This is a genomic window from Thalassospira sp. MIT1004, from assembly GCF_001858545.1.
Classification (GTDB): Bacteria; Pseudomonadota; Alphaproteobacteria; order Rhodospirillales; family Thalassospiraceae; genus Thalassospira; species Thalassospira xiamenensis.
In genome coordinates, this window is record NZ_MCAO01000012.1 from 13,977 (window position 1) to 39,583 (window position 25,607).

The 25,607-nt window shown below is 55.7% G+C and carries 21 protein-coding genes and 1 other RNA gene; 12 read left to right on the forward strand and 10 right to left on the reverse strand.

What is annotated here, in order from left to right:
* Positions 1-56: 56 nt before the first annotated feature.
* A complete protein-coding gene (gene corA / locus BC440_RS07440) occupies positions 57-1,100 on the forward strand; it encodes a magnesium/cobalt transporter CorA (protein WP_063093889.1) in 1,044 nt (347 codons plus the stop codon).
* Here corA and BC440_RS07445 read toward each other — a convergent pair.
* Positions 1,095-1,883, reverse strand: coding sequence for a hypothetical protein (locus BC440_RS07445; protein WP_063093888.1), 789 nt, complete (start codon positions 1,881-1,883; stop codon positions 1,095-1,097). The genes corA and BC440_RS07445 overlap by 6 nt on opposite strands.
* 57 nt (positions 1,884-1,940) lie before the next feature.
* Entirely contained in the window at positions 1,941-2,918 is a 978-nt protein-coding gene (locus tag BC440_RS07450; RefSeq protein WP_063093886.1) for a helix-turn-helix domain-containing protein, read from the reverse strand.
* A 99-nt stretch (positions 2,919-3,017) separates the two neighbouring features.
* Here BC440_RS07450 and BC440_RS07455 point away from each other — a divergent pair, with 99 nt between their 5' ends.
* Entirely contained in the window at positions 3,018-3,590 is a 573-nt protein-coding gene (locus tag BC440_RS07455) for a cysteine hydrolase family protein (protein ID WP_063093884.1), read from the forward strand.
* Positions 3,591-3,660: 70 nt separating this feature from the next.
* A complete protein-coding gene (locus BC440_RS07460; protein ID WP_063093882.1) occupies positions 3,661-4,281 on the forward strand; it encodes a pyridoxamine 5'-phosphate oxidase family protein in 621 nt (206 codons plus the stop codon).
* A gap of 54 nt (positions 4,282-4,335) precedes the next feature.
* On the opposite strand, the gene rnpB is transcribed toward BC440_RS07460, so the two are convergent.
* Positions 4,336-4,731, reverse strand: an RNA gene (gene rnpB / locus BC440_RS07465) — RNase P RNA component class A.
* Positions 4,732-4,930: 199 nt separating this feature from the next.
* Between rnpB and BC440_RS07470 the strand changes: the two genes are divergently transcribed.
* On the forward strand, positions 4,931-5,743 hold the full coding sequence (locus BC440_RS07470; protein WP_167332784.1) for a transporter substrate-binding domain-containing protein: 813 nt from the start codon (positions 4,931-4,933) through the stop codon (positions 5,741-5,743).
* Here the strand turns inward: BC440_RS07470 and BC440_RS07475 are convergent.
* From BC440_RS07475 to BC440_RS07495, 5 genes are all read right to left on the reverse strand, one after another.
* Entirely contained in the window at positions 5,737-6,468 is a 732-nt protein-coding gene (locus tag BC440_RS07475; protein ID WP_063094752.1) for an N-acetylmuramoyl-L-alanine amidase, read from the reverse strand. The genes BC440_RS07470 and BC440_RS07475 overlap by 7 nt on opposite strands.
* Positions 6,469-6,483: 15 nt before the next feature.
* Positions 6,484-7,356, reverse strand: coding sequence for an EamA family transporter (locus BC440_RS07480; RefSeq protein WP_007089723.1), 873 nt, complete (start codon positions 7,354-7,356; stop codon positions 6,484-6,486).
* 156 nt (positions 7,357-7,512) lie between these two features.
* Positions 7,513-7,695: a hypothetical protein gene (locus BC440_RS07485; protein ID WP_063094751.1), complete on the reverse strand. Its 183-nt coding sequence runs from the start codon at positions 7,693-7,695 to the stop codon at positions 7,513-7,515.
* 92 nt (positions 7,696-7,787) lie between these two features.
* Complete coding sequence (locus BC440_RS07490) at positions 7,788-9,620, reverse strand: ATP-binding cassette domain-containing protein (RefSeq protein WP_037992270.1); 1,833 nt, start codon at positions 9,618-9,620, stop codon at positions 7,788-7,790.
* A 129-nt stretch (positions 9,621-9,749) separates the two neighbouring features.
* Entirely contained in the window at positions 9,750-10,562 is an 813-nt protein-coding gene (locus BC440_RS07495) for a TerB family tellurite resistance protein (protein WP_110252822.1), read from the reverse strand.
* 367 nt (positions 10,563-10,929) lie between these two features.
* Between BC440_RS07495 and BC440_RS07500 the strand changes: the two genes are divergently transcribed.
* Both BC440_RS07500 and BC440_RS07505 read left to right on the forward strand, forming a co-directional pair.
* The gene (locus tag BC440_RS07500; RefSeq protein ID WP_063094750.1) at positions 10,930-12,894 is read left to right on the forward strand and encodes a HAMP domain-containing methyl-accepting chemotaxis protein; all 1,965 of its coding nucleotides are present in this window, start codon (positions 10,930-10,932) and stop codon (positions 12,892-12,894) included.
* Positions 12,895-13,030: 136 nt separating this feature from the next.
* Positions 13,031-13,555: a winged helix DNA-binding protein gene (locus BC440_RS07505; protein ID WP_007089717.1), complete on the forward strand. Its 525-nt coding sequence runs from the start codon at positions 13,031-13,033 to the stop codon at positions 13,553-13,555.
* 77 nt (positions 13,556-13,632) lie between these two features.
* Here the strand turns inward: BC440_RS07505 and BC440_RS07510 are convergent, their stop codons facing one another.
* Entirely contained in the window at positions 13,633-14,382 is a 750-nt protein-coding gene (locus BC440_RS07510; RefSeq protein WP_063094749.1) for an SDR family oxidoreductase, read from the reverse strand.
* 259 nt (positions 14,383-14,641) lie between these two features.
* Between BC440_RS07510 and BC440_RS07515 the strand changes: the two genes are divergently transcribed.
* The 4 genes from BC440_RS07515 to BC440_RS07530 all read left to right on the forward strand — a co-directional run bounded on the left by BC440_RS07515 (position 14,642) and on the right by BC440_RS07530 (position 21,290).
* Positions 14,642-15,616, forward strand: a complete 975-nt coding sequence (locus tag BC440_RS07515; RefSeq protein ID WP_063094747.1) for a TRAP transporter substrate-binding protein — start codon at positions 14,642-14,644, stop codon at positions 15,614-15,616.
* Between the two features lie 127 nt (positions 15,617-15,743).
* On the forward strand, positions 15,744-16,256 hold the full coding sequence (locus BC440_RS07520; protein ID WP_007089714.1) for a TRAP transporter small permease: 513 nt from the start codon (positions 15,744-15,746) through the stop codon (positions 16,254-16,256).
* 10 nt (positions 16,257-16,266) lie between these two features.
* The gene (locus BC440_RS07525) at positions 16,267-17,568 is read left to right on the forward strand and encodes a TRAP transporter large permease subunit (RefSeq protein WP_063094745.1); all 1,302 of its coding nucleotides are present in this window, start codon (positions 16,267-16,269) and stop codon (positions 17,566-17,568) included.
* A gap of 68 nt (positions 17,569-17,636) precedes the next feature.
* Positions 17,637-21,290, forward strand: coding sequence for a hydantoinase B/oxoprolinase family protein (locus BC440_RS07530; protein ID WP_063094743.1), 3,654 nt, complete (start codon positions 17,637-17,639; stop codon positions 21,288-21,290).
* Positions 21,291-21,402: 112 nt separating this feature from the next.
* On the opposite strand, the gene BC440_RS07535 is transcribed toward BC440_RS07530, so the two are convergent.
* Positions 21,403-22,449 (reverse strand): serine protease, encoded by a 1,047-nt coding sequence (locus BC440_RS07535; RefSeq protein ID WP_063094741.1) that lies wholly within the window; start codon positions 22,447-22,449, stop codon positions 21,403-21,405.
* A 188-nt stretch (positions 22,450-22,637) separates the two neighbouring features.
* Between BC440_RS07535 and BC440_RS07540 the strand changes: the two genes are divergently transcribed.
* Complete coding sequence (locus BC440_RS07540) at positions 22,638-24,317, forward strand: FMN-binding glutamate synthase family protein (RefSeq protein WP_110252821.1); 1,680 nt, start codon at positions 22,638-22,640, stop codon at positions 24,315-24,317.
* A 308-nt stretch (positions 24,318-24,625) separates the two neighbouring features.
* On the forward strand, positions 24,626-25,525 hold the full coding sequence (locus BC440_RS07545) for a tyrosine-type recombinase/integrase (RefSeq protein ID WP_063094739.1): 900 nt from the start codon (positions 24,626-24,628) through the stop codon (positions 25,523-25,525).
* Positions 25,526-25,607 lie beyond the last annotated feature (82 nt).

Below are 25,607 nucleotides of genomic sequence, written 5' to 3' on the forward strand. Positions count from 1 at the left end.
CGAAATAGACCGGCACCCGGCAATGTCCGGTCAACCGGCGCGGATGGAGAGTGACCATGGACAGCAACGAATTTTTTGCCCCGGCCCGGACCCCGTCCGACGATACCGCCGCACCGGCGGATGATGCTGCATTGGTCAGTAGCGGCGATGCTGTTGATGGCGAGGTTAACAGCGCGGGAAGTGTGGCAAAGCCGCCAAAGGTGGAGCGCACGCCGGTCTGGATCGACCTTTTGAACCCGTCCGATGATGAAATTCACGAGATTGAAAAGCGGTTTGCCATCGAGGTGCCGACCCGCGAGGAAATGCAGGAGATCGAGCTTTCATCGCGGTTGTATGACGAAGACGGCGCGCTTTTCATGACGGTATCGGTCCTAAACAAGGCCAATAGTGACGAGCCGGAAACCACCGCGATCACCTTTATCCTGGTCAAGAAAACGCTGATTACCCTGCGCTATGCCGACCCGGTGCCGTTCAAGACCTTTATCCGGCGGGTCAATCGCAGCCCGTCGCTGGCGTCCAGCGCCGAGGCGGTTCTGTTCGGGTTGCTGGAACAGATTGTTGACCGGCTGGCCGATATCATGGAACAGGCGGCCGCCGACCTTGAAGGGTTGTCAAACATCGTTTTCGCCAATCCCGATGACCCGGCCCATGATCAGGATCACCGGGCGGTTCTGCGCCGCATCGGGCGGGCCGGGAACCTTTCGGGCAAGGCCAAGGACAGTTTGCTGAACCTGCATCGGCTGGGGCTGTTTCTGTCGACGCAGACGCGGCTTAAAAAGGATGCCAAGACGCGGCTTAAAACCATTTCGCGCGATATCGTGTCGATCACCGAACATGCCAATTTCATCGCCAACAAGGTGACGTTCCTGCTTGATGCGACGCTGGGCATGATCAATCTGGAACAGAACAATATCATCAAGATTTTCTCGGTCGCGGCAGCGGCATTTCTGCCGCCGACTCTGATTGCGAGCATTTATGGCATGAATTTCAGCGTCATGCCGGAGCTTGACTGGCAGTTTGGTTATCCGCTGGCGATTGGCCTGATGGTGCTGTCGGCTGTTCTTCCGCTTTGGTATTTCAAGCGGAAAGGGTGGTTATAAGCCGCTTGAGTAATTTGGCGCCGCAGGGAATGTGCCGTTTTGTTGGTCAATTTTTACATCAGAAATTCGAACCTTTACGGGTTCCCAAAATCTAACGCACTTTCGACGTCTGTATACCCCAAATTTGAAGCGCATTTCGCTACTAGAGGTCCCAATTTGGTTCGGGGCAATGAAGGTGCTGAAATCATTGGAGATGCCCGAAATGTTTTCCGCCGATGCTTGTATTTTCATAAGTCCATTTGAATATGCGTTTGCATCGATTTTCAGTCTTATCTTCAGTGTTTCTGGTGTTTGGCTTGGTTCTTCGAGGTTGCTGGTTGTGTAGCCCGCGATTAAATCTGAAATATCAAGCTGCGAACTGGTGTTTCCCGCATTGTATTGAATGATATCGAACCAGAGGCGCCCGTTCATCGAATAGCTTTTATCAAATGGTGCCCATCGCAGTGAAAATAACTGATCGCCATATTGCAATTGGCCGAATACCAAATAGCCCTTGCCGGTCTGCGCAACTGCCCATGGTGCTTCCAATGTGTACTCCCATTCCCCTCCGCTGGTTCGCCACACGCTATCGGGATTTGTCGTTACGGGGTCAATTTTTGTAATTGATAGTTCGTTTCTGTCAAAATCATCACCGACTTCAATGCGCTCTTTGCGTCGTGCGTCGCGAGGCCATAAATCTCCCATCAATAAATCGAAATCAGCACTTGACCCGTTTGCAGTGTAGCGTTGGGTTGCTTTCAATGGACTGGGCGCGTTGTGTCTGACCTTGCAGCTTGGAATCATGATGATTGGTCCTTAGGATGAAATGGCATCCAAAGATTTCATTTTTAATCAAAATAATCAATCATTAGTTGAGAATCGCTGTCTATATTCTGTCGGTGCCACGCCCAGATGTTTGACGAAGCAGCGGCGCATGCGTTCGTCATCGCCAAAGCCGCAATTAAGCGCGATCTGGCTGATGCGTTTGTCGGTTTGTTCAAGGGCGGTTCTTGCGGCTTCGAGACGCATCAGTTCGACTGCGCGCGCCGGGCTCAGGCCGGTGGCGGATTTGTAGGTGCGTGAAAAGTTGCGCGGGCTCATGCCCGTCTGTTCGGCGAGGTCTTCGACCGCAAGGCGGGTTTGAAGGTTTTGCGTGATCCAGCCATGCAGATCGTCAAAGCGCCCGGTGCTGTCATTGGCCTGATGTTCAAGCGGCAGGCTGAATTGTGACTGGCCGCCGGGACGGCGGATGAAGACGATCAGGCTGCGCGCCACGGCAAGGGCGGCGTCACGGCCAAGATCCTGTTCGATCATCGCGACCGCCATATCAATCCCGGTTGTTACCCCGGCCGAGGTCCAGACCGGGCCATCGCGGACAAAAATCGGATCGGGGGCGACACGGCTTTGCGGGAACATGGCCTGCAGACGGTCGCACCAGCGCCAGTGCGTCACACAGGCGCGATTATCAAGCATCCCGGCAGCGCCGAGAATAAACGCCCCGATACAGACCGACCCGATGCGGGGGATTTGAGCGCGATATTTTTCAAGCCAGCCGATCAGATTGGCATCACCCAGCGCATCAAGCATTTCATCGGACCCGGCGGCGATCAGGGTGTCGATTTCACCCGGATCAAGATCGGCAAGGGCGACGGTATCCAATGCGATGCCGGTATCGGTCATGATCGGGCCGCCGTGGCTTGAGGCCAATATGGTGCGATAAAGCGGGGTGCCGGTTGCCGGATCGCGGGCCTCGTGAAACGCCTGTAAGGGGCCGGTGACATCAAGCATCACGGTTTGCGGGGTGAGGATGAAAGCGATGAGGTGGGGCAGCCGGGGCATCAAGGGGCTTTGTCCTGAAATGAGGGGTGGTTGTCATTTATGCCATTCGGGGATCGGATAATCTAGGGCCAACATTCAACCGCGCCGGAGAGATTGAGAATGACCGAAACCAAAACCGCAAATACCGCCCTGATCCTGATTGACTGGCAGCAGGGTTTTGCCGATCTGGATTATTGGGGGCAGCGCAATAATCCGGGGGCGGAGGCCAATGGCGCGGCGCTTCTGGCGCATTGGCGGGCAAAGGGCGCGCCGGTTATTCATGTGCGTCATGATTCAACAACCCCGATATCGCGCCTGCATCCCGATCATCCGGGGCATGAATTCATTGAGTTTGCCACACCGAAGGATGGTGAGGCGGTTTATGGCAAACAGGTCAATTCGGCGTTTATCGGAACGAGCCTTGAGGCCGATTTGCGGGCGCGGGGGATCAATCAGATCGTTTGTTGCGGGATATCGACCGATCATTGCGTGAATACGACAACGCGGATGGGGGCGAACCTTGGCTTTGAGGTGACGATTGTCAGTGATGCCTGTTTTGCGTTTGAGCGCAAATTGCCCGATGGGCGGGTGTTTGGTGCCGATCTTGTGCATGATGTGGCGCTGGCGAGTTTGAACGGCGAGTTTGCCAAAGTTTGCACGACAGATCAGGTGATCGGGGGGGATTGCGATTGACTTGCGTTCTGGCTTGACGCAGTTTTGCCGCCCGTCACCATCATAATCGTCCCCTGAAAAGGTTTGCCCCATGACCAAGATCGATACTGCCGAGAAGCTGCGCGAGATTTACGGAATGCCGATGGAATTGGCGGTTGCCAAGGCATTGACGAAACTTGACCCGCATTGCCGGCATTTTATCGAACTGGCACCCTTTGCAGTGATTTCATCGGCCGATGCCAAGGGCAATGCCGATGTCAGCCCGCGCGGCGACGGGCCGGGCTTTATCAAGGTGCTTGATGACAATACGCTTCTGATGCCGGATCGTCCGGGCAACAATCGCGTTGATACGTTATCGAACATCATTGAAAACCCGAATGTCGGGATGCTGTTTTTCGTGCCCGGTTTCAACGATACGCTGCGTGTGAATGGCACGGCGGAAATCCATAATGATCCGGCATTGCTGGCGCATTTTGCCGATACGCCAAAACTGCCGATCACGGTGATCAAAATCCGGGTCGCGGAAGCGTTCCTGCATTGTGCGAAATCGTTGATGCGCTCCAAGCTTTGGAGCATTGATAGCCAGGTGGATCGCAAGGTGATGCCGACCCTTGGCAAGATCATCAAGGATCAGACGGCAGCGAGTTTCGACGTTGGCACCCAGGAAGATGCCGATAAGTATTTCGCGCAATCCATCGCCGAACGCGGTTAAGGCATTCACGGCGGGGCATGTCCCCGCCGATGTCATATCGGGCAAAAAAGAAAATAGACCAGATGGCCTGTAAGCCGGGTTCTGTCCATGCGGCGAACCGCACTGGATGGCCATTCATCTGGGACGCCCGTCGCCGGACGCCTCCTGCAACCAACCCGAATGGTGGCGCGGAAACCCGCCTGCCGACAATGCCGAAGCATCCGGCCGACCATTCCTATTAGGTTTTGCTCCCGGTGGGGTTTACCATGCGTCCCGCATTGCTGAAGGACCGGTGCGCTCTTACCGCACCCTTTCACCCTTTCCTGATGGCTTGCGCGATCAGGTGGTTTGCTTTCTGTGGCACTTTCCCTAGGGTCGCCCCCGCCAGCCGTTAACTGGCACCGTATTTCCATGGAGCCCGGACTTTCCTCCCCCGTTCCGAAGAACCGGGGCGGCCATCCGGCCATCTGGTGGGCGTGATGTAGGTGACATTGACCCCGTCGTCAAGAAAAAGCAGTTTGTACAGGGACTTATACGATCGTTATCCGAACCATGCCAAAAACGCATGGAAGCCCGGAAAACTGCGGGTTTGCCATATCCCTCCTAAGGGGGTATGTCGTGTTTTCAGGCTCATATTGATGATGCCGGATTTTCATTTGAAGGATTGGCCATGCGTGCGGCGCTTTGGATTTCAGGCGCAATATTGATCTTTTGTGCTGTGTCTTTTGGGGCGCAGGCGAAAGACGTGCGTCTGTGCTATGACGACTGGCCGCCTTATGCCTATGACGATCAGGGTGTTGCGCGCGGGCTTGCGGTGGATCTGGCGACCCGGTTCCTTGAAAATGCCGGGCATTCCGTCAGTTTTGTCGCGATGCCGATGGCGCGGTGCCGTTTCTCGCTGCGGCAGGGGGCGGTGGATGGCGTTTTGCTTGATGATCTTGCCAAGGCTGATGAAACCGGGCTTGTGATATCGTCCCAGTCCCTGGTTAGCAAGGTGACGGTGGCCGTGGTCAATTCGGGCTTTTGTCTTGGGACCTATCAGGGCGTGCGCAGCCTTGATAACACCAACTGGCTTAAAGTGATCGGGCAGTCCTATCCGGCGGAAATCCTTGCCAACGAAACCATGCATCCGGTGGAAGTTGCCGAATATGCCAAGGGGTTCGAGATGCTTAAACGGCACCATGTCGATGTGCTGTTTAGCGATCTGGCCTTTCTGCGTTTTGCTGGTGGGGATCAGAAAAGCCTGACGGGGTTCAAGGTGCTTTTGCCTGCGGTCGAGATTGAGGAGCGGTATTTGAGCCTGCGGTCCGATCTGGCACCGGTGCTGAACGATTTTGACCGGGAAATGGCGCGCGGGCTTCTGACCGGGGTGGTGGATGGTATCTATCACCGGCATCTTGGCTTTAGCCGGGTCGGTTTTGCCCGCTATGTCGGGTTATCGGATGTGCCGATTGCCAATCCGGGTGGCCTGATCGTTCAGTAAAGTCCGGCTTTATCGAGCAATGCGCGCAAAATTGCGGCGCATTCTCCGTCCACCTTCCCCGAAATATCGGCAGGCCGCCAGTGACGCTGAAAGGCGATGCGGCGTTTAAGCGCGTCATTCGGGCCATATCCCAGACGGTCGAGCATCGCATCGAATTCGGTTTCGGTGCAGGTTTCATCCATTATCGTGATGTCCGCCGTGGGCCACAGGCCGATGCCGTTTGCCGCCAGACGATCCCATGGGAAAAGTTCGCCGGGGTCTTCCTTGCGGTCCGGGGCCATGTCGGAATGGGCGATGATGCGATCAGGCCTGATATCATGACGGGTCAGGATATCGCGGCATAGCGCGATCACCGCATCGATCTGAATATCGGGAAAGGCGCGATAGCCGAATTCATGACCCGGGTTGACGATTTCGATGCCGATGGAATTGGAATTCACATCATCGCATTCCTGCCACTGACCGCGCCCGGCATGCCAGGCGCGTTTATCCTCGTCCACCAGACGGAAAATGGTGCCGTCTTCCTCGACCAGATAGTGGCTTGAGACCGAGGCCGTCGGATCGCACAGACGATCCAGCGCGGCCTTACCGCTTTGCATGCCGGTATAATGCAGGACGAGGATATCGACCTTGCGGTCCCCCGCACCATCACCGGGCCTGTCGCCGCAATTGGGCGAGGGGCGGGCGATGATGTGGTTCTTGAGGTCGTCATTTCCGGCAGACATTGTGGGCATTGCGGCCTAGTCCATTCCCTGTTCCTGTTGCTGCGGCGGTTTGCGCAGCATGATCACGCCAACCCCGGCCAGAACCGTCAGGCCGCCGATGATTTTAAGGGTGCTGATCGGTTCGTTAAAGACAATGAACGATCCGGCGACACTGATCACCGGGGCCAGCAACGACCACGGCACCACCACATTCACATCCTGCGTTTTCAGCAAATGATACCAGAAGCCATAGGCCACGATGGACGACATCACGACGGTGAAACTCGTGTTGGCCCATGCGACCCAGCTTGCATTGAACACCGCCTCAACCGCAGCCGGTTCGAGGAACAGCGAGAGGATCAGCAATTGCGGGGCAGCCATCAAAGCCATCCAGCCATTAAGCTGGAAGGTATCGATATTGCCGAGTTTTTTGATCATGACATTGGCAACCGCCCACATGAAGGCGGCAAAGACCACCAGCAACAGGGGCAATTGCAGGTCGGTCATGGTCGGGTCCCAGAACATGATCATCACCCCGACAAAGGCCAGTGTCATGCCCGAAAGCCGTTTCCAACCCAGCCGGTCATTGAAGAAATAGGTCGCCAGCATCGAGGAGAACGGCACACCGAGCAGAACGATAATCGCCACCGGCCCGGCATCAAGCATCGAAAGCGCAAAGAACAGCACGCCGAAATGGCCGGTGCCAAAGATGACCGACAGAATGGCGAGACGGCCAAAGCGGCCAGACGGCATTTTGGTGAAGGGCAAAAGCAGGATCGCAACCGATCCAAAACGGATCGCGGTCAGCATCAGGGGCGGTATTTCACTGACCGCGCCTTTGACGGTCAGCATATTGACGCCCCAGATCACGGCAACGGACAGGGCCATCAGAACGGCTTTGAGGGGCATGGCAGGGGCTTTCGGCAAAGCGCATCGGCGCTGGTGGCGCGTTTGCGGGTTTATCGGTATGCCCCTTCATCGGATGGAAAGAGCAACCCGACAAGTGAATTGTTTTCAGTTGTCGGGTAAATTGTGACCGATCCGAATAGTGCCGTAAAGCATTGGTTACCAAGAGTTAAGCTTGGCCCTTACTTGGTCCATGTCATGGCATTTGCCCGATGCGATGTCATCCTGCCCGCAGCGGATATTTTTCAGCACGTAAAGCTGATACATGATGTCATCCATGCTGGCATCATCGGGAAGCCTCGAAATCGCGTCGATTGCATCCTGTTTTACCGTGCCGCGCATGCCGATTTCCCCGTAATGTTCCGTCAGAAGATTACGGTTTCAGTCGAAAAGCTGCAAGTGGTGTGGCCAGCCTTTGGGCGGCGGTCCCGGGCTTATGACAGCCCGAGTTCCTCGCGGAGCATTTCGAGTTCGAGCCAGCGTTCTTCGCCCGCTTCGAGTTCGGCACGGGCCGCTGCCATGCGGTCGACCTTTTTCTGGAAGGCATCCGGGTCCTTGGTGAACAGGCTGCCATCGGACAGGGCGGCTTCGATTTCGGCAATCTCGGCCTCAAGCTTGGCGATCTGGCCGGGCAGATTGTCGTATTCGCGCTGGTCCTTGTAGCTCATCTTGCCGGTCGGTTTGGGCTTGGCGGCCTGTGACGAGACGGATTTTTTGCCGCCTTTGCCCGATGTGCTGCCCAGCTTTTCCTCGGCGACAGCCGGGGCGGCGGACAGTTTGCGTTGCGCGATATAATCGGAATAGCCGCCGGGATATTCGGTGGCGATGCCGTTGCCTTCCATCACGATGGAGGATGTCACGACGCGATCCAGGAAGTCACGGTCGTGGCTGACGAGCAAAAGCGTGCCTTCGTAATCGGCCAGCATTTCCTGTAACAGATCAAGCGTATCCATATCAAGATCGTTGGTCGGTTCGTCCATGATCAGAAGGTTGGTCGGCTTGGCAAGCTGTTTGGCCAGCAAAAGCCGGTTGCGTTCCCCACCCGACAGGGCGCCAACGGGGCTGCGCGCCTGTTTTTCGTCGAACAGGAAATCGCGCAGATAGCTTACGACATGGCGCGGATTGCCGCGCACCATGACCTGATCGCCGCCGATATCGCACAACGTATCCCACAGGGTCATATTGTCATCAAGGGCCGCACGTTTCTGATCGAAATAGCTGGCATTGAGGTTGGTGCCGATCTTGATCGTGCCGCTATCGGGTTCAAGTTGCCCGGTCAGCATTTTAAGCAGGGTGGTTTTGCCCGCCCCGTTCGGGCCGATGATGCCGACCTTGTCGCCGCGCAGGATACGGGTCGAGAAACCGGTCAGGATCGTTCTGTCGCCAAAGGATTTGGTGATGTCGGTGGCCTCGATCACGACCTTGCCCGAGGTGCTGCCGGCGTCAGCCGCCAGCGACACATTGCCGATGCGTTCGATCTGCTGCGACCGGGTTTCGCGCATGTCCCACAGGCGGCGCAGACGGCCCTGGTTGCGTTTGCGACGCGCCGAGATGCCCTGCACGGACCAGACGGTTTCCTGGGCGATCAGTTTATCAAGCTTGGCGCGTTCTTCGGCTTCCTTGCGGAAGATTTCCTCGGACCATTCTTCGAATTTCGAGAAGTTCTGATCGGTGCGGTGCATGACGCCGCGATCAATCCACAGGATGCCGGTTGAAATCGCGTTCAGGAAGGCGCGGTCATGCGAGATGACGACAACCGCACCGCGGAAGTTTTTGATCTCGCCCTCAAGCCATTCGATGGTCGGCAGGTCAAGATGGTTGGTCGGCTCGTCAAGCAACAGAACCTGCGGATCGGCGATCAGCGCGCGCGCGATTGCCGCCCGGCGGCCTTCGCCGCCCGAGAGTTTGGTCGGGTCGGCCTGCGGATCGATATTGACCGAGTCCAGCAGCATATAGACGCGATAGGCATAATCGATTTCATGTTCGTCGAGTGCGGACAGAACATATTCCTCGACCGTCGCGAAGCCGTCGAATTTCGGTTCCTGATTGAGATAGGCGATCTTGCAGCCCGGCTGAACGAAGCGTTCGCCGCCATCGGCTTCGATTTCGCCAGCGATGATTTTAAGCAGGGTCGATTTCCCGCCGCCATTGCGCCCGACAAGGCACAGGCGATCCCGATCACCGATGGCAAAGGAAACATCGGAAAACAGATCGTTGCCGCCAAAGGTCAGACGGATATCGTTTATATTGATCAGCGGTGGCGCCATGGAAAAACCGATAAGCTTGAGGTCATGAAAACTGGCCCCCTGCAAACCGCAAATCGCGGCATCTTGCAAGGGAAATCATTGCATGCAGGGCAGGGGTGCGTCGCAAGTGGCTGTTATCAGGGCGTGACCCTAGCGGATATTGCGTTCCTTGCGGATCTGATCCCAGGCGGCATTGATGCGGGCCATCTTGTGATTTGCCTGTTCGATGAATTCGGGCGGCATGCCCTTGGCGATCAGGGTGTCGGGATGGTTTTCGCGCGACAGTTTGCGATGGGCGGCCTTGAGGTCATCGTCGCTGGCATCGCGGCCCTGCCCAAGCTGTTCATAGGGATCGGGGCCGCCGGGGCTGGTATAGGCATGATGCACGCGATCAAAATCAATATCGGCAAAGCCGAAAATGGTTGCGACCTTGTGCAGGAAGTCCTTTTCGGCCGGGTGCAGGGCACCATCGGCCATCGCGATCTGATAAAGCGCTTCGAGGATGCCTTCGAGCAAAGCACGTTCGCCGCGGAACAGAAGGGCGATCTGCCGGGCGTAGGGTTCAAAGCCGTCGGATGATTTGCGCGCCATGTCAAACAGGCGACCGACATTCTTTTCCTCGCCCGGCGGGATGTGGAACACGCGCTTGAAGGCGTTGATTTCATCACGCGACACCACGCCATCGACCTTGGCCATCTTGGCCGACAGGACGACAACGGCGGTGGCAAAGGCGACCTGACGCGCATCCTGCCCGCCGGGGAAGCTGCCCTGTGTACTGCCGCTATAGCCGCCAATGCGGGCGGTGCGGATATTGTGCTTGATCCTGTCGACGACATGACCGGCCGCCGCCCCCAGAATGGCGCCAAGCGGCCCGCCAAGGGCAAAGCCCGCAGTGCCGCCGATGATTTTACCCCAGATGCTCATACTTCTGATCAGGCTCTTGGTTGCGAAAAGGACATTCATTTATCGCCGTATCGGCCAGATGCCGACAGGCAAAGCGCATTAGATAGTACAGGTGAAGCAGGAAGCCAGTCTTTTCATTCAGGGAATCGTTGCAGTGTACCGGGCGCGGTGGCGGCAGGGGGTAAATGTCGCGTCCTTTCAAGGGTCTGAGGCCTTGGCAAGTGGCGTCTTTCCGTCCGGCATGCACCATTGTAACAAAACGGTAACCCAACCGGAGATGAAAAGGCACAGGTGCAGCCCAAGATAGCACTCATGCATCAGATGCAGGGCAATAGGGCGGAAAACGCGTGACCTGCTATACCAAAGTGTATAGTACTATACCTAGGGTTAGTGTCCTGTTGAATATAAGTCTCTTGGGAGATTCGTAATGAGCTTTTTGTCGCGCATGAAGCTGATCTATCAGATTTCGTTGATAGGTTTAGCTGCGCTTTCTATTTTTGCGATCGTTGCCATGGTCCTGTTTGTCGCGGATTATCAGCGTCAAACTGCGGAAACGACTGCCGAGGAAGCCGTCGATGACCGATTGATCGTTGATGGGATCGCCCGAGAATTCCTGAACGCCCGGAGGCGTGAAAAAGACTTTCTGCTGCGGCTGGATGAAAAATACGCCGCCGACCATGCAGAAACGGTTGCGATTGTTCAGTCCGATTTGAAAAAGCTGTCAGATGATCCGGCCCTTGATCCGTTTGATGGTCAAATTTCGTCCATTGCGACGTCCTTTGACAATTATGCGGCGCAATTCGAAATCATCGCTGATTTGCAACAGAAAATCGGCTTGAATGAAGAAAGTGGCCTGCTTGGCAGTCTGCGCGCATCGGTTCACAATGTCGAGGAAGCGCTGGACCAGTACAAGGCCGACAAGCTGACAATCATCATGTTGATGATGCGCCGCCACGAGAAGGATTTCCTGGCGCGGATTGATCCGAAATATGTTGCGCGCATTGATGACCGTCTGGCGGAATTTGGTCCGGCATTGACCGCCGCCGACAGTATTCCTGCTGCGGAAAAGCAAAAGATTGCCGATCTGATGAAATCCTATGTGACGGATTTCAAGGCGCTGGCGGCGGGGATCCTTCAGCGCGAGGAAGAATTGGGCAAGCTGAGCGACTATTACGCTGCGGCAGAACCGGTTCTGGAACAGCTTAGTGCCGATATAGCGGCCATCGCAGCCACGAAGAAGGCGGAGGCAAACGCCATTTCGCAGCGTAGCCTGATGACGACGGTGGTGATGTTTGTTGTGGGGGCGTTGGCGTTGCTGGTGCTGTCCGTATTGCTGTCAAAAGCAATTGTGCGCGCGATAGCCGGGCTGACGACAAAGATGACGCGGTTGGCGCATAACGACTTTGATGTCGACATCAATGAAGTCAATCGGGCCGACGAGATCGGCGAGATGGGCCGGGCGGTTCTGGTGTTCCGTGAAAACGGTATTGAACGTGTCAAGCTTGAAGCCGCCCAGCGCGAGGCGGATGAACGCCGCCGTAAACGTCTGGAAACCCAGGAGCGGTATATCCGCGAGTTTGATCAGGCGGTGGTGGCTGTCATGGCCGAGGTTGGCGGTGCCGTTGACCAGCTGCATCAAGTGTCAAATGTGCTGCGCAAAAGTGCGGATACTGCGGCAAACCAGTCCTTGGCGGTGTCATCGGGGACCGAGGAAGCATCGGCGAATGTACAGCTTGTCGCGACGGCGGCGACCGAGCTTGCGGCATCCATCAACGAGATTTCCGGTCAGGTCAGCGAAACATCGAACATGGCGCAATCCGCGACCGAGCGTGCGCGCCATACCAATGAAAACATTCAGGGGCTGAATGATGCCGCGCTCAAGATCGGGGAGGTCATTGGCCTGATCAGCGATATCGCCGGGCAGACCAACCTTCTGGCGCTTAATGCCACCATCGAGGCCGCACGTGCCGGTGATGCCGGCAAGGGGTTTGCGGTTGTGGCAAGCGAGGTCAAGAACCTTGCCAACCAGACGGCCAAGGCCACCGATGAAATCACCAGCCAGATTAACGGTATCCAGCAGGCGACCGGATTGGCGGTTGAGGCGATTGATGAAATCGTGCGGATGATTTCCGACATCAGTGAACGGGCATCGGCCGTTGCCGCCGCAGTCGAACAGCAGACGGTCGCGACCAGCGAGATTTCGCAGAATGTCGAACAGGCCGCCGCCGGGACCGAGGAAATATCAGCCGCCATGCAGGGCGTATCGGCAGCAGTCGCCGAAACCAATGTTGCCGCCAATGACGTGCATGGTTCGGCCGATAATCTTGGCACGCAAAGCGGTCATTTGCGCGGTCAGATTGACGGGTTCCTGGAACGCATGCGATCACTTTGACGGTGAAATGTCGACATTAATGTGCAGCCCGGCCTTGTCCGGGCTGCTTTTTTTGCGATAAAATCCCGACAAAGCGTATAAGTGAATGCCGCAAAGCGCATCGCGAAAGTTAACAACGGGATTTCAGGAACGCCGCATGACCGACACACCACGGACCGACAAACCACGTATCGTATCATCGTCACATCTTGTTTCGGAACGCGCGGCCGAGCTTTCCGAGCTTGAATTTGCCCTGATCCTGTCGGGCAATGCGTTTAACCGCTGGATGGTGCGGTGCATGCGGGCGGCGGGCATGCCCGATGTTTCGGTTCTTGATATCCTTGTTCTGCATAACGTCAATTCACGCGAGCGGGAAAAAAGCCTGTCGGAGGTCTGTTTCGTTCTGAATGTCGAAGACAGCCATCTGGTGAATTATTCGCTTAAGAAACTGCGCAAGCTGGGACTGGTTGACGGGATCAAGCGCGGCAAGGAAGTGCATTATTCGACGACCAAGGACGGCCGCGCGATGTGCGAGAAATACCGCGAGGTGCGCGAAGCCTGTCTGGTGGAGACGTTCCAGCGACTGGGCGTCAATCACGAGGAAGTCGGCGATGTGGCCAAGACGCTGCGCGCGATTTCGGGCGTGTATGATCAGGCATCGCGTGCGGCGAGTGCGATGTGATTGACTTCCAGAGTTTCTGAAGAGCAGACAAAGGGCAGCGCGATGGGTATCGGGGCTGCCTTTTTCATGTCTGCGTTTTAGGGCTGCGGCAGAAGGGTTCGGTTATGGGTCGGGGACATGATGATTTCGTTGAAGCAAACCCGTGCCGGGGCGGCGACGACATAGGCGACCATATCGGCCAGATCGTCGGGTTTTAGCATCAGGGCGCGTTCGTCTTCTTTGATCGGGACGGGGCGTTGGTCAAGGATCGGGGTGGCGACTTCGCCGGGGCTTATGCAGCAGCAACGGATATTGTTGTGCATTTCTTCCTGATTGATGCTGTGCGACAGGTCGACAACGCCGCGTTTTGACGCGACATAGGCCGGGCCCGCGACGGGGAATTCATGCTTTGCCGCCCATGACGCGATATTGATGATCAGTCCGTCCTGTTGATCACGCATGAAGGGCAGGGTTGCGCAAACCGTGTTCGCCACACCATTGAGATTGACCGCGACGATGCGGTGCCAGTCGGCAATATCAAGATCGCGCCAATGCCGTTTGGGGGTGTTCATGCCCGCGCAATTGATCAGGACATTGACCGAGCCCATGGAATTTTTGATATTCCGGGCGGCATCAAGGACCTGATCGCTGTTGCTGATATCAAGCGGGTGGATTTCGACCTTTCCGCCCTCTGACGTGATCGTGTCTGCGACCTGCTGAAGTGTTTCTTCGCGCCGTGCGGACAGGGCGACATGCGCACCCGCCGCGGCAAGCGATTTTGCGATTGCCTCGCCGATGCCGCTGCCGGCACCGGTAATCCAGACTGATTTCCCCGAAAGATCATGCACGGGCTTTCTCCCTGTTTGTTATTTGCGCGGAGCCTAGCACACGGCCATAAATCGAGGAATATCATATTGATGGCGCGCTCTGGCGGGTCAATGCCGATAAAATATCCTGCGTCGTTTCCCGCATTTTGCATATCAGCCATGAAATAACATTGACAATTTATCAGTAAAATGTGACCGTTCTGTTGGGAGGCTACTTCGGAGTCACGAGATGCGCGAAAAAATGCATGTCGGCCTCATCACACACAGGGAGACTTGACTGATGCTTAAAAAGGCACTTTCCACCGTTGCAGTTGCCGCGATGACCATGTCGGCCGGTTTTGCCATGGCAGCCGAAAAATGGGATATGGCGACCCCGTATCCGGACGCGACATTCCACACCCAGAACATCATCGAATTTGCCAAGGACGTGAAAGAAGCGACCGGCGGTGAGCTTGACATCACCGTTCATTCCGGTGGTTCGCTGTTCAAGCACCCCGACATCAAACGTTCGGTGCAGCGCGGTCTGGTTCCGGCCGGTGAAACCCTGATTTCGCTTTTGTCGAATGAAGACCCGATTTACGGCGTTGACGCGATCCCGTTCCTTGCGACCAGCTATGACGAAGCCAAAAAGCTTTGGGAAGCATCGCGCCCGGCGATTGAAGAAAAACTGGCCGGTGATGGCCTTAAGGTCCTTTATGCGGTCGCATGGCCGGCACAGGGTCTTTATACCGCCAAGCCCGTCAGCACGGTTGATGACCTTAAAGGCATGAAGTTCCGTGCCTATAACTCGGCAACGTCGAAACTGGCAGACCTGACCGGCATGGTCGGCACCCAGGTTGAAGTGCCGGAAATCCCGACCGCCTTTGCGACCGGCATTGTCGAAGCGATGATGACCTCGCCCTCGACCGGTGCGAATTCCAAGGCATGGGACTTTGTGCAGAATTTCTATGACGTTCAGGCATGGCTTCCGAAAAACATGGTGATCGTCAATGCCAAGGCATTTGACGGTCTGTCGCCGGAAGTACAGAAAGCCGTCATGGACGCCGCCGCCAAAGCCGAAACGCGCGGCTGGGAAATGAGCATGGCCGAAACCGACGAGAAGAAAAAGGTTCTGGCCGATAACGGCATGAATGTTGCCGCACCGAGCGACGCGCTGAAATCCGGTCTGGCCAAGGTTGGCGAACAGATGGTTGCCGATTGGCAGGCAGAAGCCGGTGATGCCGGTGCCGCCATCATCGACGCTTATAAAAAGTAAGCGACGAACCGACTTTTCCGATCCGGGTGAAGACGCCCGGATCGGGACGCCCCGCCGAAATTCATGATATGACTGTCCGTATTGTCAGCCACCACTGGGAAATCCCGCGGGCGGAAAGGGGACTGCTGTGCGCAGATCATTAGATTATTTGTTCAAATTCAGTGCGGGGTTAGCAGCCATTTTTCTGGTTGCCATCGCATTGCTGATCCTGGCGTCGTCGCTGGGCCGGTTTGTCGGAATTGCCGTGCATGATGCCAACGAGCTTGCCGGGTTCTCGCTTGCGGCGGGGACGTTCCTGGCCCTTGGTCCGGCCCTTCGGGCGGGCACCCATATCCGGGTTCTGATTGTGTTATCGCACCTTAAGGGCGGTTTGCGCCGGGGGATCGAGAGCATCACGCTGGCGCTGGCAAGTTTTCTTGGCGGGTATTTCGCCTATTGGATGGCCGTGCTGGCCGAGGAAAGTTTTTCCTATGGCGATACGTCGCCCGGTGTTCTGGCCTTTCCATTGTGGATCCCGCAAGCGGCGATGGCGTTCGGGTTGATTGTTTTTACCATCGCCATGCTTGAAGCATTGTTTGATGTGGCGCGCGGTCGTGCGCCCGTCTTTGCCACGCGCGAAACCAGCGAACTGACGGAATAGGGGGACGGTCATGGAAGTACTTGAAATCGGCCTGATCCTTATGGGGTTGATGTTCCTGTTTCTGGGGGCGGGGCTTTGGGTGGCATTGTCGTTATTTGCGGTCGGTGTCATCGGACTTGAATTTTTCACCAGCGCGCAGACCGGACCGATCATCGCGACGACCGCGTGGTCGGGGCTTGCAAGCTGGTCGCTGGCACCGCTGCCGCTGTTTATCTGGATGGGTGAAATCCTGTTTCGGTCGCGGCTGTCCGAGGATATGTTTACCGGCCTGGCACCTTGGTTAAACAAGCTTCCGGGGCGGTTGCTGCATGTCAATATTCTGGGCTGCGGGATTTTTGCCGCCGTATCGGGTTCGTCGGCGGCGACGGCGGCCACGATTGGCCGGATGTCGATCCCGGAACTGCGCAAGCAGGGCTATGCCGACCGGCTGATCCTTGGCACGCTGGCCGGTTCCGGCACGCTTGGGCTTCTGATCCCGCCCTCGATCATCCTGATCGTGTATGGCGTTTCGGCGGAGCTTTCGATTGCGCGTCTGTTTATTGCCGGCATTCTGCCCGGTGCGATGCTGATCATCCTGTTCATGGGCTTTGTCATGATCTGGGCGACGCTAAACAAGGACAAGATGCCGCCTGCCGGGCCGGATATGGGCTTTATGGAAAAGGTCCGGGCATCTGGCCGCCTGATCCCGGTGATCGTGCTGATTGCCAGCGTGATCGGGTCGATCTATGGCGGGATTGCCACCCCGACAGAGGCCGCGGCCTTTGGCGTGGTCGGTGCGCTGATCCTGTCGGCCATCAGCGGGTCGCTGAACCGGGCAAGCTTTATCGACGGCCTGATGGGGGCGACGCGCACATCGTGCATGATCGGTTTCATCCTTGCCGGGGCGGCGGTTTTGACCGTCACCATGGGCTTTACCGGCATTCCGCGTGAGCTTGCGGCATGGATCGCGGAAATGAACCTTTCGCCCTATGCGTTGCTTGCCGCGCTGACGGTGTTCTTTATCGTGCTGGGCTGCTTCCTTGACGGGATTTCGGTGGTGGTTCTGACCACGTCGGTGATCCTGCCGATGGTGCAGGCCGCCGGGATCGATCTTTTGTGGTTTGGCATCTATGTGGTGCTGGTGGTCGAAATGTCGCAGATCACCCCGCCGGTCGGTTTCAACCTTTTCGTTCTGCAAGGGCTTACGGGCAAAAACCTGTTTTCCATTGCACGGGCTTCCCTGCCGTTCTTCTTCCTGCTTTTGCTGGCGGTTTTGCTGATTACGGTCTTCCCCGAAATCGCCACCTGGCTTCCGCAGAAAATGAACGGCTGACCCGCGCCGTTTAACGGTCGGCGCATTCGCAAGATTTGTTTGAATACGATGCTGAAGGAGTAAGCATCATGGCTTCGCACACCCAAAATTCGCCCGCTTCGCAGACTACTGATCAGACCACCGGACAGCCGAAATGGCAGTTCTGGATCGACCGTGGCGGTACCTTTACCGATATTGTCGCGCGCAAGCCCGATGGCAGCCTTCTGACGCACAAGCTGCTGTCGGAAAACCCTGAACGTTATGCCGATGCCGCCATTCAGGGCATTCGCGAACTGCTTGACGTTCCGGCGGGCGAGAAAATCCCGGCCGAGAAAATCGAAGCCGTCAAGATGGGCACGACGGTTGCGACCAATGCGCTTCTGGAACGCAAAGGCGACCGCACGGTTCTGGTGACCACGACCGGTTTCCGCGATGCGTTGCGCATTGCCTATCAGAACCGCCCGAAGCTGTTTGATCGCAATATCAGGCTGCCGGAAATGCTGTATGAGCGCGTGATCGAGGCCGATGGCCGCTTTGACGCGCAGGGCACGGAACTGACAGCCCTTGATCGTGAAAACCTGCGCCGTGACTTGCAGGCCGCCTTTGATGACGGCATCCGGGCATGTGCCATCGTGTTCATGCATGGCTATCGTTATACCGCCCATGAAAATGCGGCGGCTGAAATCGCACGTGAGATCGGCTTTACCCAGGTATCGGTCAGCAATCAGGTCAGTCCGTTGATGAAACTGGTGTCGCGTGGCGATACCACGGTTGTTGATGCCTATCTGTCGCCGATCCTGCGCCGTTATGTTGATCAGGTTGCCGGTGAATTGGGCGGTGTGAAGCTGATGTTCATGCAGTCCAATGGCGGGCTGACCGATGCCGCGAAGTTCCAGGGCAAGGATGCGATATTGTCCGGCCCGGCGGGCGGTGTTGTCGGCATGGTGCGGACCGCCGAAATGGATGGCTTTAATCAGGTCATCGGTTTTGATATGGGCGGCACATCGACCGACGTTTCGCATTATGACGGCGAATATGAACGCGATTTCGAAACCCAGGTTGCCGGTGTGCGCATGCGCGCCCCGATGATGAAAATCCATACGGTTGCGGCCGGTGGCGGGTCGATCCTGCATTTCGATGGTGCGCGTTTCCGTGTCGGCCCGGACAGTGCCGGTGCCAATCCCGGACCGGCGGCCTATCGCCGTGGCGGGCCGCTTGCAGTGACCGATATCAATGTCATGCTGGGCAAGGTTCAGCCGGAATTCTTCCCGAATGTGTTTGGCCCCGAAGGCAACGAGCCGCTTGACGCGGATGCGGTCAAGGCGGGCTTTGCCGACATGGCGCTCAAGATCAAGGAAGCCACCGGTCAGGTCCGCACGCCTGAAGAAGTCGCCGAAGGGTTCCTTCGGATTGCTGTCGAAAACATGGCGAACGCGATCAAGCAGATTTCGGTTCAGCGCGGCTATGACGTGACCGATTACATCCTGCAATGCTTTGGCGGGGCCGGCGGGCAGCATGCCTGCCAGGTGGCCGATACGCTGGGCATGACACGCGTGTTTGTCCATCCGTTTGCCGGGGTTCTGTCGGCCTATGGCATGGGGCTTGCCGATATCCGCGCAATGCGCGAACAGGCGGTCGAGGCGAAGCTTGAAACGTCTGCCCTTGCGGGGCTTGATGAAAGCCTTGATGCGCTAGCACTTGAGGCGCGTGGCGAGCTGCATGAGCAGGGCATTGGGGATAGCAAGATCAGCATGCTGAAAAAGCTGCATCTGCGTTATGACGGTACGGATAATCCGTTGATCGTTGATTTCGGTGATGTTGCCTCGATCAAGGCGCAGTTCGAAGAACAGCACAAGCAGCGTTACGGCTTTGTCATGGACGAAAAGCCGTTGGTGGTCGAAGCCGTCGCGGTCGAGGCGATTGGTGAAACCCAAGGCCTGCCCGATGCCGAAACCGAAGTTGCCAAGGATGGTGTGAAACCCGATCCGCTTGCCACCCGCAAGGTGGTGTTTGATGGTAAATCCGAAGATACGCCGTTCTATAAACGCGAAGATTTGAAACCGGGTGTCACCGTGCGCGGCCCGGCGGTGATTGTCGAGCCGGTCGGCACCACGGTGCTTGATCCGGGTTGGGAGGCCAAGGTAAATGGCCGGGATCATCTTGTGTTGACGCGTGTTGTGCCGCTCAAACGGTCGGAAGCGATTGGCACGCAGGCCGATCCGGTGATGCTTGAGGTGTTCAACAATCTGTTCATGAATATTGCCGAACAGATGGGGGTCACCCTTGCCAACACGTCATACTCGGTCAACATCAAGGAACGGCTTGATTTCTCGTGCGCGCTGTTTGATCAGGAAGGTCTTCTGATTGCCAACGCACCACATATGCCGGTCCATCTTGGATCGATGGGTGAGTCTGTTCGGGCTGTCATGGAAAACAATGCCGGGAAAATGAAATCCGGCGATGTTTATATGCTCAACGATCCCTATAACGGCGGGACGCACCTGCCCGATATTACCTTGATCACGCCGGTGTTTGGTGATGATGGCAAGGAAATCCTGTTCTATGTCGCATCGCGTGGCCACCATGCCGATGTTGGCGGGATCACCCCGGGCTCGATGGCGCCAAATTCCCGTATCCTTGAGGAAGAAGGCGTTCTGATCGACAATTTCAAACTGGTTGATCAGGGCAAATTTGACGAGGCCGGTTTGACCGCGCTTCTGGAAGGGGCGAAATATCCGGCACGTAACCCGTATCAGAACATTGCCGATCTGCGCGCCCAGATTGCCGCCAATGAAAAGGGCGTGCAGGAATTGCGCAAGATGGTCGATCACTTCGGGCTTGATGTTGTGCATGCCTATATGGGCCATGTGCAGGACAATGCCGAGGAAAGCGTTCGTCGTGTGATTGACGTGCTTAAAGACGGCGAGTTTTCCTATGAAATGGATAATGGCGCGGTGGTGAAAGCCAAGGTCACGATCCATAAGGAAACCCGTTCGGCCACGGTTGATTTTACCGGTACGTCCGATCAGCTTGATAACAACTTCAACGCACCGTCGGCGGTGACGCGGGCGGCAGTTCTTTATGTCTTCCGCACCTTGGTTGATGATGACATTCCGCTCAATGCCGGGTGCCTGAAGCCGGTCAATCTGATCGTGCCGGAAGGATCGATGCTGAACCCGCGTTATCCGGCCGCCGTGGTCGCCGGGAACGTTGAAACATCGCAGCATGTTACCGATACGCTGTATGCTGCACTTGGCGTGATGTCGGGTGCGCAGGGCACGATGAACAACTTCACCTGGGGCAATGATACGCACCAGTATTACGAAACCATCTGTGGCGGGACGGGTGCCGGGCCGGATTATGATGGCACGTCGGGTGTGCATTCGCACATGACCAATTCGCGCCTGACCGACCCGGAAGTGCTTGAATGGCGGTTCCCGGTGATGCTGGAAAGCTTTGGCATCCGCAAGGGTTCCGGCGGTGCGGGCAAGCACAAGGGCGGGGACGGCACGGTACGCCGGGTTCGCTTCCTTGAAGAAATGACCGCATCGATCCTGTCCAACCACCGTCGCGTGCCGGTTCAGGCCGTTGGCGGCGGGGAACCGGGCAAACTTGGCCGCAATGCGATTGAACGCACCAACGGCACGGTCGAGGAACTTAAGGGAACCGATGGCGCGACCATGTATCCCGGTGATGTCTTCATCATCGAAACGCCGGGTGGCGGCGGTTACGGCAAAGCCTGATCACACGATCCAGAGCGACAGGACATCCGGGAACACCCGCCCCTCATCACGGGGTGTTCCCGACAGGATGTTACTTGTCAGACTTGCAGCCGCCGGGAAACCGGCGGTTTTTTTATGGATGCATCAGATCAATAGCCTCAATTGGTATTACGCCAAGGTCTTCAGTGTTGGCTGTTTCACTCAAAGTTTCAGCTCCAGTTACCGCGACACCAATGACTTGATTTGAAGCGTTTAAGACTGGACCGCCACTCGCTCCTCGGACAATGGGGGCATTAGTTATAAATCGAGTGATACCTGATTTGCGTCGAAAACCGGTAATGAGGCCTGGGCTAATTATAGGTTTGTCTCCTAGGCGATAATTTGGATGTCCGACCAGCAAGATATGATCCATGTATACTAGTTTGGTAGAGTCCCCGGTCTCTATGGGCTGGCTGTGGTCAGTGAATATTCGGATTGTGGCTAAATCAATTGCCTCATTCTGGGAAATAACTTCAACGGCGTACTTCTTTGACGGTTCATCATATCGGAAGGCCTTGGTGTTTGATCCAAGAACATGAGCACAAGTTACGAATGTTTTTTCGCTTATCTCGAAGGCGGTTCCTTGAATTAATTCATTTTCACACTCTAAAACCCACATTGATTGGAAAATACTTTTTATGTCGTACTCTGGCGGAGTCGGAATGGCTCTTAGAACTCTCTTTTTGTTGATGTCGTCTAGTTGAGGTATGACGTATGTGTTTAGCCAGTAAATTACGTGGGATATAAAGTGCTCTTCAGATATTTTTCTTTCCTTATACGGGCCTATGTAGCTGAATGTTGAATATGATATCCATTTTTCATCTAAATTATTGTGCAGTTCCTCTGGAGAAATGAATTTGTTTGTTTTTGCTATTTTAGAAACAATCTCCGTATCTTTTTTGTCATGCTTTGGCCCGACAATCATTTGCATGCGATCATCGTAGGTGATTCGGATGGCTACCCATCCATCCTCACTTATGTGAGAAAAGAAGCTGTAGCAGTTCTTAGTCGGAGTGAAGTCGCGAAATTCTGGTATTTGCTTTTCAAATAACTGATTTGAAAATACACGAGCTAAGCCGCAGATTTCAAATTCGATGTCGGTTTTGTTTGTGCTATTTAGCTGAAGGTTAATATCTTCCATTGATGCCTCGATGATTTTATTTTTTTCTATATGTTCTTCCTTTTAACAATTGTGATTTGTTTAAATGAATTTCTCAAGTACAGCATGATGCCGTGCATGTCGATTTCACCCTGACGGCGGCGGCATAAGAAGGTAGGATCGGGAACCGCATTCAACACTCCCCGCACCATTGGATGGGATAGATCACTGTGAAGTTTCTGATTTTGAATCAGCGTTATGCGGTTCTGGCCGGTGTGACGCTTTTGACTTTTGCCTCGTTGATCTGTGCGGCTGCGGTCGATGTCTGGTTCTGGGTGCCGGTGGTGGTCTTTGGCGCGTTGATGGTGGTCGGCTGGTTTGATTTGCGCCAGACCCGGCATTCGATCCTGCGCAACTATCCGGTTAGCGGGCATATCCGGTTTATCCTTGAAAGTTTCCGCCCGGAAATCCGGCAATATATGATCGAAAGCGATCAGGACGAGGTGCCGTTCAGCCGCCAGTCGCGCGGGCTTGTCTATCAGCGTGCCAAGGGGGTCGAGGACAAGCGCCCGTTTGGCACGATCGAGGATGTGTATGGTTCCGGCTATGCGTGGCTGACCCATTCGGTCACGCCGACCAGCATCACCGATATCGATTTTCGGGTTCGGGTCGGCGGGGCGGCCTGCAAGCAGCCCTATGACGCCAGCCTTTACAATATTTCGGCGATGAGTTTTGGCTCGTTATCGGGCAATGCCATTCTGGCGCTGAACAAGGGGGCGAAAAAGGGCGGCTTTGCCCATGACACCGGTGAGGGCAGCATCAGCCGGTATCACCGCGAAGGTGGCGGGGATCTGATTTATCAGGTGGCGTCGGGGTATTTCGGATGCCGCAACCACGACGGCACTTTTTCCGAGGAACGCTTTGCCGAGACCGCATCCGACCCGCAGGTCAAGATGATCGAGGTAAAGCTGAGCCAGGGGGCCAAGCCCGGCCATGGCGGCATGTTGCCCGCCGCCAAAATCACCCCGGAAATATCCGAGGCACGCGGCATCCCGATGGGGATTGATTGCATTTCGCCTGCCGCGCACAGCACGTTTTCCACCCCCGTCGGCCTGATGGAATTCATCGCCAAGCTGCGCGATCTTTCGGGCGGCAAGCCGGTCGGGTTCAAGCTGTGTATCGGGCATCGGCGCGAGTTTATGTGCATCGTCAAGGCGATGCTGAAAACCGGTATTCTGCCCGATTTCATCGTGGTCGACGGCAAGGAAGGCGGTACGGGTGCGGCCCCGGTTGAATTTGCCAACCGGGTCGGCATGCCGATGCGCGAGGGGTTGACATTTGTTCACAATGCCCTTCGCGGTGCTGGTGTGCGTGATCAGATCAAGATCGGTGCGGCGGGCAAGATCGTTTCGGCGTTTGACATCGCGCAGACCTTGGCGCTTGGTGCGGACTGGTGCAATGCGGCGCGGGGGTATATGTTTGCGCTGGGCTGTATTCAGGCGCAGTCATGCCATACCAACCATTGCCCGGTCGGCATTGCAACCCAGGACCCGCTGCGCCAGCGGGCCCTTAATGTGGGTGACAAAAGCGACCGGGTGGCGCGGTTCCATCATAATACCATGCATGCGCTGGCCGAAATTACCGGGGCTGCGGGCCTGACCGATCCGCGCAATTTCATGCCCTATCACTTCATGGTGCGCCAGAAGGATAACGAGTTCCTGGATGGCAACGAAGCCTATCCCTACCTGCCCGAAGGGTTCCTTGTTTCCGGCGGGCCGGAGATCGAGGGGCTGCATGACTGGTATTCGCGCTGGGACCGGGCATCGGCGGAAACCTTTGCGCCGTCCGAAATTCCGTTCGGGCCGTTCAAACGCCATGCGAATATCGCAGGGGAGCGGGCAGCGCAGTAGGGAGAGGATATCTAGATGACCTTGATCTACGATATTTAACGACGTGAGCAATGCGCAAGATATCATGCTCAGCAATTTATGGATGGTATGCTGGTGCTGCAAGCGCCTCGGTGTAACAGTGTCTTTCGGAGTTTTGGGGTAATTTCCATATTGAGAAGCTGCCAGAGTAATTGTTACAGGTCTTGCTTAATTCCCTAAACCATTTGGCAGTAAGCATATTTCTTGTTCAGGGTTTTTCTATTATAGAGGCATGATTTTTAAGGGTTTTGTTGCAATTTCTCATTTTCTAATGATTGGGAGAATTGCGTATGAAACTGCTAGACGTCATTAATGACTTTATGGTCCACTGCCGCTTTAAGGACCTGTCGCGTCATACGCTTAGAGCTTATGATCGGGATTTGAAAGATTATCGATTGTGGTTCAGCCGAAGTGGCAGAAGAAACCCGTTTGAAAAGCACTCAATCTTGGCCTGGGTTGAAGATATGCGCACGCGAAACTTGGCTCCAGCCAGTGTCAAACGTCGCGTAGCTTGTCTGCGTGCGATGTTTCGTTGGTTGGAGCAAGAGGAGCGACTGGATGAAAATCCATTCCACAAGCTGCACACGTTGGTGCGTTTGCCCCGGAAACTACCACGGAATCTGACCTCGGCAGAACTCAGGTTAATTTTTGAAACCAGCGAACTGCGCAGGGTGGGACAAGATAATCCAGAACTGGCGACTTTGGCCCTATCGCTAGAGCTTCTTCTGGCAACAGGGATACGGGTTGGTGAGCTTTGTAGCATAACGGTTGGTGATATTGATTTGGAGGCTGGCAATATTCGTATCCGGGGCAAAGGGAACCGGGAACGTAACGTTTATATTGTCGATTCAGAACTGCACCAGCAGATCACTGTTTACATGACGTTGAGGTCCCGTCATGGCGCGCGTGGCACGGGGCTGCTTTTTTCGTCTGGCGGAGGTAAAGTTGACCCAGGCTACATTCGAAAAATGATCCATGATTTTGTTGGCAAACTTCCACTGGATCGGAAAGTCACGCCTCATATGTTTCGTCATACTGCGGCAACGCGCCTTCTGGAGCGCGGTGTTGATATCCGTTTTGTTCAGAAGTTGTTGGGACATGCCAGTATTTCGACAACCGAAATCTATACCCATGTTTCGGATCGGCAGCTGAGAACTGTCGTGGAGATGGCAAGCCCACGAAGGATATGAATTCTGATAACTAGGAATTATCAGAGATATGAGCGGCGACCAAATTTCTGTTTGGCAAAAATGGGCAGACCAACTGCCACCC